7 protein-coding genes are annotated in these 7,921 nt (G+C 47.1%); all 7 read right to left on the bottom strand.

Annotated elements, in window-relative coordinates:
• Position 1: 1 nt before the first annotated feature.
• The 7 genes from bamD to bioB all read right to left on the bottom strand — a co-directional run bounded on the left by bamD (position 2) and on the right by bioB (position 7,920).
• Positions 2–1,204, bottom strand: coding sequence for a bacillomycin D biosynthesis malonyl-CoA transacylase BamD (bamD, locus tag D5S11_RS03785; RefSeq protein ID WP_032865980.1), 1,203 nt, complete (start codon positions 1,202–1,204; stop codon positions 2–4).
• Positions 1,205–1,763: 559 nt separating this feature from the next.
• The gene (locus tag D5S11_RS03780; RefSeq protein WP_014418050.1) at positions 1,764–2,549 is read right to left on the bottom strand and encodes a 3-hydroxybutyrate dehydrogenase; all 786 of its coding nucleotides are present in this window, start codon (positions 2,547–2,549) and stop codon (positions 1,764–1,766) included.
• A gap of 12 nt (positions 2,550–2,561) precedes the next feature.
• Positions 2,562–3,224: a CoA transferase subunit B gene (locus D5S11_RS03775; protein WP_007410136.1), complete on the bottom strand. Its 663-nt coding sequence runs from the start codon at positions 3,222–3,224 to the stop codon at positions 2,562–2,564.
• A 17-nt stretch (positions 3,225–3,241) separates the two neighbouring features.
• Complete coding sequence (locus tag D5S11_RS03770; protein ID WP_047935773.1) at positions 3,242–3,937, bottom strand: CoA transferase subunit A; 696 nt, start codon at positions 3,935–3,937, stop codon at positions 3,242–3,244.
• Between the two features lie 24 nt (positions 3,938–3,961).
• Positions 3,962–5,398, bottom strand: a complete 1,437-nt coding sequence (locus D5S11_RS03765) for a GntP family permease (protein ID WP_108724939.1) — start codon at positions 5,396–5,398, stop codon at positions 3,962–3,964.
• Positions 5,399–5,702: 304 nt separating this feature from the next.
• Positions 5,703–6,899 carry a cytochrome P450 gene (locus D5S11_RS03760; protein ID WP_015239958.1) on the bottom strand — a complete coding sequence of 399 codons (1,197 nt, stop codon included), beginning with the start codon at positions 6,897–6,899 and terminating at the stop codon, positions 5,703–5,705.
• A 1-nt stretch (position 6,900) separates the two neighbouring features.
• Positions 6,901–7,920, bottom strand: coding sequence for a biotin synthase BioB (gene bioB / locus D5S11_RS03755; RefSeq protein ID WP_007410132.1), 1,020 nt, complete (start codon positions 7,918–7,920; stop codon positions 6,901–6,903).
• Position 7,921: the final 1 nt, after the last annotated feature.

Below are 7,921 nucleotides of genomic sequence, written 5' to 3'. Positions count from 1 at the left end.
TTTATTTTAAAATCCGCAATTCTTCCCAAGCCGGAAGCTGTTTAGCTTCACAAATTAATTTGCATAAATGGATCGAATGTTCGAGTTCTTGTTCTGAAAGCACGTCTTCATGCCTTTTCATTCTCTCTTTCAGCTCTTGGATTTGCGTAAATAATGGCGTCGTCATATTGGAATAAGCCGCTGAATCCTTGTTGTAATTTCGCGCAATGACGGATTGAATCATCAATTTATTCAGTTGTTTTTTGCGTAAATGGACAATATGTTTCTTTCTTTCCGTTGAATTGGAAAGCGGGGGAACATCAGATGTCTGTCCTAAGGGATAAGGTACAATGTGATTCGTTGTTTTTCTCAGCAGACCGGCTAAGACATTGTTCGGACCCATTTCGATGACTTCTGTGACTCCATGTAAAAGCAAGTAATGCATCGATTCTGTCCATCTAACCGGCATCGTCATGTGCTGCTTGAGATGTTCGCTGATCGAATTTCCGCTGCTGTAAGGGCGCGCGGTGACATTTGAAATGATCGGCCATGCGGCATCCCGGAAGGAATACCGGTGTAATACAGTCTGGAATTGTTCGGAGGCTGATCGTATCATCGAACTGTGAAAAGGCGCACTGACATTCAAATAAGTGTATGCCGCACCCTTTTCCTCCGCCATCTTGATGACACGTTCCACAGCTTGCCGGTGTCCGGAAATCACATGCTGCTGTTCTGAATTCATGCAGGCTACACCTGCCGGAAAGTCTTCCGTCGATACTTTCGAACATATTTCCTGCAAGGTTTGGAGAGAGAGCTGTGTCACGGCGGCCATCGTCCCCTGCTGATGGGGATCCGCATTTTGCATAAGAATTCCCCGCTCCCTTACAAGTGTAACGGCATCCTGAAAAGAAAGGGCGCCGGCACAGACAAGCGCTGAATATTCGCCTAAGCTATGGCCTGCCAGGAAGCGGGGCTTCACCCCTATTTCCTGCATATACACTTGAAAAGCAATCACACTGACCGTTAAAATAGCGGGCTGCGCGTTCATTGTCTTTGTCAATTCATTCATATCTCCGTTAAAACACAGTTTTTTTACATCCAAGGAGATCGCATCGCTCGCTTCTTCAAACAATCTCTTTGCGAGCACAAAATCATTCCAAAATTGTTTGCCCATTCCTACAAATTGAGACCCTTGTCCAGGAAATAAAAAGGCAAGATTGTTCATGAGATTCCTCCGATCATATTGAACAGGGGATACAATATCCTACAAAATATCCCTTTATCTAACATCCTAGCATGATTATAACAAATGTGTATAGAATACTTTCGGAGGAGTTATTGTTCGTTTTCACAAACGAATTAGATATATTTATTCATAAAATAAAACATGGGGATTTCACCGAAAATCAGTCTTAAAGAGAGATGATGAAAGCCGGGGTGGAGCCTGTTACCGGCTCTTCTTCACTTCGGACGCGCTCTTCATGTTTCATATGTTTTAGGGCTATTGGCATTATTGTGTCAGAAATTACATATTTTCTGTTTATTGTAAAAAATCATTTGTATATCTGTGAAAGATTGTAAACTGATTGCGCTTGATTATAAATGTGGTGCAAGAGATGGATCTGGATGGGGAAAATCCGCAAGGACGAAATACGCCGCAGAACATGCGAATGACCCTGCCCGGATACCGATTGACGCAGTAAATCGGCCTATTGAGTGAACAAGGTTTTCAGGCATAAAAAAACAGCCGTTCAGAGCGGCTGTTTTTTTAAAAAGTATAAGAACTATTGAGCGGTATACCCGCCATCCATGACTACGGCCTGACCTGTGACCCCTTTTGCTTTGTCGCTGGCCAAAAATACGGCGTAATCAGCGATTTCCTTCACTGACAGCAGCCGTTTTTGGGGAACGAGCGGAAAGATGACGTCCTCAAGCACCCGCTCGTACGGTACATTCCTTGTTGCGGAAATGTCCTTTAACTGATTGCGGACAAGCTGAGTGTCCACATATCCCGGACAAAGCGCATTGACGGTAATGCCGTCAGCCGCGCCTTCAAGTGCGCCGACTTTCGTTAAACCAATGACGCCGTGCTTGGCGCTGTTATATGCCGCTTTCCCGTGAAAACCGATCAGTCCGTTGACAGACGCCATATTAATGATTCGACCGAATTGCTGTTTTTTCATAATGGGAAATGCATGCTTCATTGCGATAAATGGCGCAGTCAGCATGAGACGAATGAGCCGTTCAAACTGTTCGGTGGGAAATTCCTCGATGGGCGCGACATGCTGAATGCCCGCATTATTCACAAGGATATCGAGACGTCCGAATTGTTTCTCGACCGTCTGCAGCATATCGGCCACTTGCTTTTCATTTGTTACATCGCATGTGATGCTGACTGCTTCACAGCCTTCATCTTTCAGTCTTGCCGCCGCTTCTTTCCCCGCTTGTTCGTTTACATCAGAGATGATGACGGCTGCTCCTTCACGGGCGAATTCTTTTGCGATTTCAAGCCCGATTCCTCCGGCTGCTCCTGTTACAACGGCTGTTTTTTCAATAAGCAATGAATGCATGACGGCACCTCCTCATTTTGGTCTGACCCCGTTTTTTAACGACTGGCTGACAGTAAAATGACCTTCTGTTTTCTCAAAGACCTCCTCCATTGTTACACCTTCCTGCAGTTCGGTGAGCGTCATACGGCCATCATGAAAATCGAATACAGCCAAATCTGTGATCAGCCGATCGACCACCTGCCTGCCGGTTAAAGGCAGCGTACATTCCGTTCTCACTTTAGATTCCCCATATTTATTAACGTGCTCCATAATGACAATAATCCGTTTTGCTCCGTGGACCAAGTCCATGGCGCCGCCCATTCCTTTGATCATTTTTCCTGGGATCATCCAGTTCGCCAAATCTCCCCGTTCGGACACTTCCATCCCGCCGAGGATCGCTACATCAATGTGGCCGCCGCGAATCATGGCAAAGGATTCGGCACTGTCAAAATACGAGGCTCCCTTTACTTCGGTGATGGTTTCTTTTCCCGCGTTGATCAGATCGGGGTCCTCCGTTCCTTCCGCCGGATAAGGCCCGATCCCGAGCAAGCCGTTTTCAGACTGAAGCAGGACGTTATAATCATTCGGTATCTCATTGGCTACAAGCGTCGGCATCCCTATCCCCAAGTTCACATTCATTCCGTCCTTAATTTCCTTTACAGCCCGTTTGATCATTCGTTTTCTGCTATCTCTCATTCTGTCAGCCTCCTTTATCATGCTTGCCGGACGGTGCGGCGTTCAATCCGTTTTTCATGAATCCCGCCGAGCAGCACGTGCTGCACAAAAATACCCGGCGTATGAATTTGATCCGGATCAAGCTCTCCGGCATCGACGATTTCTTCAGCCTCTGCAATCGTCACTTTGCCTGCCATTGCAGCGAGCGGATTGAAATTTCTCGCCGTCTTTCTGAACATCAGGTTGCCCAGAGGATCGGCTTTCCAGGCCTTTACGATGGCGGCGTTCCCTGTAATCCCTTTCTCCAGAAGATAGGTGCGTCCGTCAAATGTCTTATGTTCTTTTCCCTCGGCTACTGATGTTCCGACGCCCGCAGGTGTGTAAAACGCCGGAATGCCCGCCCCTCCCGCGCGAATTCTTTCTGCGAGCGTTCCTTGGGGCACCAATTCGACTTCCAGCTCTCCGCTTAAAAACTGCCGTTCAAAGGTTTTGTTTTCTCCCACATAGGATGCGACCATTTTTTTGATCTGCCGGTTTGCAAGCAAGAGGCCTAACCCCCAATCATCAACGCCGCAGTTATTACTGACAACGGTCAAGTTTTTTACGCCGCTGTCCCTGATCGCGAGAATTAATTGTTCCGGAATGCCGCACAGGCCGAAGCCTCCTGCGATGAGGGTGTCTCCGTCCTTGATCAGTGCAGCAGCATCTTGATAAGAGTCCATCACTTTTCCCATATTCGTTTCCCCTTTCTGTTTTGGCTACACAAGGCCCGTCAGACTGTAAATGGCGATGATGACAAACACAGCGGCTGTTTTAATGACGGTTATGGCAAAGATATCCCTGTAGGATTGGCGGTGGGTCAACCCGGTGACCGCGAGCAGTGTAATGACGGCGCCATTATGCGGAAGAGTGTCCATCCCGCCGGAGGCCATCGAAATCACCCGGTGCATGACCTCCGGCGGGATGTGGAATGTATTGATTGCTTCTGTATACGCTGCTGACATCGTGCTTAAAGCGATGCCCATTCCTCCTGATGCCGATCCTGTAATCCCGGCAAGCGCAGTGGTCGTCACCGCTCCGTTGACGAGCGGATCTGTAAACGTCTGCGATATGCCGCTGCTGACCATTTTAAAGCCGGGAAGCGCCGCAATGATGCCGCCAAATCCGTATTCGGCTCCTGTATTCATCGACGCCAGCAAGGCACCCCCGATGCCCTCATTCAGTCCTTCTTTCAAATTGAAGAGGACTTTTTTCCAATCGAACAAAATCGTGGTCATGATTCCGATGAACAGTGCGAGTTCTACTGACCAGATCGCAGTGACGGAGGAAAGGTCAATCTTCCCGAACGCTTCTAAGCCGAGCGGCGCAAAATCAAATCCGTCAGGGTACCAATGCGGGAGCCACATCGTGAAGCATTTGTTCATGACTCCCACAAGGATAAGCGGAACAAAGGCGAGCACTTGCCGCGCGGGGCTGGGTTGCGGTAAAACAGGCGTATGTGTTTCATTAGCCAGACTTGAGGATTCCTCTGCAGCGGAAACTTCAGATTGAAATCCAGCATAGCCTTCTCCGGCATTGGCCGCTTTTTTGCGCCGGGATTCTAAATAAATCATTCCGGCCGTAAGCACAAATGCTGCACCAATCAGTCCGAGCCAGGGAGCGGCATAAATGTTTGTTTTAAAAAAAGCGGTCGGAATGACATTTTGAATTTGCGGTGTGCCGGGAAGCGCATCCATTGTAAATGTAAAGGCGCCCAATGCAATCGTACCGGGTATCAGACGCTTGGGAATATCAGCTTTAATAAATAGGTTTTTAGCAAACGGATAAATGGCAAACACCGCTACGAAGAGACTGACGCCGCTGTACGTTAAAATCGCACCCATTAAGACGAGGGCGAGAATGGCTCTTTTTGCTCCCACAAGCTTGACGATTGTTTTTGCAATCGACTCAGCGAGCCCGGATATTTCAACAACCTTGCCAAAAACGGCCCCTAAAAGAAATACGGGAAAATACAGCTTAATAAATCCTACCATCTTCTCCATAAATATATTCGAGAAGAAAGGAAGTACGAAGCTTGGATCTGTCAGGAGCACGGCAAACAGCGCACAAATCGGGGCGAATAAAATGACTGAAAAGCCCCGGTAAGCCGCAAACATCAGCATGCCTAATGCCAATAAAATAATAACAATGTCCACAAATCCCCCTCTTTTCTGCTCAATATTAGTAAGCGCTTACAAAAAATCGAGATAATAAAGCAAAAAACATGCCGGTTTTGCACAGTTTCTGAGGCTGAAAAAATGTGCATCATGGTGAATGTTCCGTTTTGGCGAAAGAAAAGGAGACCCTTGCTGTATTAGATTGATTGGCTGAGCAGTGAGTTTTTTTAGGGATAGTGAGATGGATCAGAGAGGATTTTTGCTTTATAAATATGTATTCTTTTTTCTTTCATTTATTTCCTGCAAGAGGAACCGATAAAATCCGGCCCTCCTGCATGGTCATTCAGCCAATGACAACCGGAAGCTCTTTGAGCGACCTAAAACCAATGAGCTTGCGGTATTCAAGGCGGTGTGCAGCCAGCCGAAGCTTAGGCATCCGCTCAAACAGTGTAAGAATTGCAATTTGTGCTTCGATGCGCGCTAATGAGGAGCCTATGCAAAAATGGGCGTTCTTTCCGAATGCAAGATGCGGGTTCGGCTTTCTTTGGATATCCATTTTGTGAGGTTGATCGAATATGCTTGGATCGCGATTGGCTGCCCCTAAAAGGATATATACCTGCTCTCCTTTTTTTATGGTCTTCCCATTTATTTCGCAGTCTTCTGAGGCGGTGCGTGCCGTCAGCTGCGCGGGGCTGTCGTAGCGCAGACATTCCTCAACTGCAGTTTCAATAAGCGAGGGGTTTTCTCTCAGTGCGCTAAGCTGTTCAGGGTGTTTCAATAAAGTAAACACACCGTTGCTTATGAGGTTTACCGTCGTCTCGTGTCCGGCTATGACAAGTAAGATACATGTCGCGAGCACTTCCTCTTTTGAAAGCTGTTCCTCCATAATAAACCTGCTGATCAAGTCTTGCTGAGGGTGCGCTTTCCGCTTGTGAATCAAATCTTTGAAATATGACGTCAGCCTGCCTGCGGTGTCGCTTGCTCTGACTAACGTCTTTCTTGATCGGGTAAGATCAATGGCCTGGATGACGTCTGCCGTCCATTGTCTGAATTGATATCTCTCCTCTTTCGGCACTCCGAGTATCTCCGCAATGATAAGGCTTGCCAATGGAAAGGCAAACTCTGAAACAAGGTCCGCGGTTTTTTTGATTTGGACTTGATCCAACAAGTCATGAACCGTTTCTTTTATACAAGGGCGAAGTGATTCCGCCGTCTTTGCGGTAAATTCTTTACCGATAAGCATCCGCATCCGCTTATGGTCTGATTGATTTTTAAATAACAGCATATCGTGCTGGATATGCGATAGATTTTGATATTTCGTTGAAGCTTCCGGAAGAGGAATGCGGTTTTTAAACCGAATGTCTTTCAAAATCGCTGCCGCTTCTTTGTACCCGGTGACATACCAGCCCGGATATTTTAATACGGTTCCTTTATAAACAGGATCAATGGATCGCAGTTTGTCATAAAACGGGTAAGGGTCATTCCAAAAATCCGAATCCGCATGGAGAGACGGATGTGCAATCGATAGGTCCGCCGTCATCTTATACCTCCGTATTGCAGGCGGATTGCAGGCCGGCTTTCATTTCTTCAACGGATTCGACTTCAAAACCTAAATCATGGAGCATTTGATGATCCTCTGTTTCTTGCTGCCCTGCTGTCGTTAAGTAATCTCCGACGAAAATCGAATTTGCGGCGTAAAGTCCCAGCGGCTGTAGCGAACGAAGGTTGACTTCCCGGCCTCCTGAGATACGGATTTCTTTTGACGGATTGATAAAACGGAACAAGGCGAGCACTTTCAGGCAATACACCGGATGTAATTCGCTTACCCCTTCTAACGGAGTTCCGTCAATCGCATGCAGAAAATTAACCGGGATGCTGTCGGCGTCAAGCGCTTTTAAGCTGTTCGCCATATCAATGACGTCCTGTTTCGTCTCTTTCATGCCGACGATGACACCAGAACAAGGTGACATCCCCGATTGTTTCGCCGTTTCCACTGTATTGACCCTGTCGTCATACGTGTGGGAGGTCGTAATGTTTGAGTGATTCCTCTGTGATGTATTGATGTTATGATTGTACCGGTCTACTCCTGCCTGTTTCAGCCGCTCTGCCTGTTCCGGCTTCAGCAGACCGAGACATGCGCAGATTTTTAAACCGTACGTTTCTTTAATTTCTTTGACAGCATCAACAACTTGATCTACTTCTCTGTTTGACGGTCCCCGCCCGCTGGCGACGATACAGTATGTCCCTATATTCAGGTCGTGGGCGCGTTTTGCCCCCTTTAGCAATATATGCTTATCCACCATCCGGTAAGACTCAATCGGCGCTTTTGATATTGAAGATTGTGAACAGTACCCGCAATTTTCCGGACACAGGCCTGATTTGGCATTCATAATCATATTCAGCTTTACTTTTTTTCCGTAAAATCGTTTTCTGATATGAAAAGCGGCATGCATCAGCAATAAAAGATCCTCATCAGGACAATTTAAAATGGCCAGCGCTTCTTGATTCGTTACTTCCGCCCCGTCCAGCACTCTCTCTGCAAGATCCATCCATTGATTCATG

It is taken from the genome of Bacillus sp. L75 (assembly GCF_003676355.1).
Taxonomy (GTDB): domain Bacteria; phylum Bacillota; class Bacilli; order Bacillales; family Bacillaceae; genus Bacillus; species Bacillus velezensis.
Note: the sequence above shows the minus strand (reverse complement) of the source record. Positions and strands in the feature narration are given on the sequence as shown.

Coding starts and splice junctions, on each gene's coding strand:
- D5S11_RS03770 (WP_047935773.1), bottom strand. CDS start 3,937: ATGGGAAAAGTGATGGACTCTTATCAAGATGCTGCTGCACTGATCAAG.
- D5S11_RS03775 (WP_007410136.1), bottom strand. CDS start 3,224: ATGAGAGATAGCAGAAAACGAATGATCAAACGGGCTGTAAAGGAAATT.
- bioB (WP_007410132.1), bottom strand. CDS start 7,920: ATGAATCAATGGATGGATCTTGCAGAGAGAGTGCTGGACGGGGCGGAA.
- bamD (WP_032865980.1), bottom strand. CDS start 1,204: ATGAACAATCTTGCCTTTTTATTTCCTGGACAAGGGTCTCAATTTGTA.
- D5S11_RS03780 (WP_014418050.1), bottom strand. CDS start 2,549: ATGCATTCATTGCTTATTGAAAAAACAGCCGTTGTAACAGGAGCAGCC.
- D5S11_RS03760 (WP_015239958.1), bottom strand. CDS start 6,899: ATGACGGCGGACCTATCGATTGCACATCCGTCTCTCCATGCGGATTCG.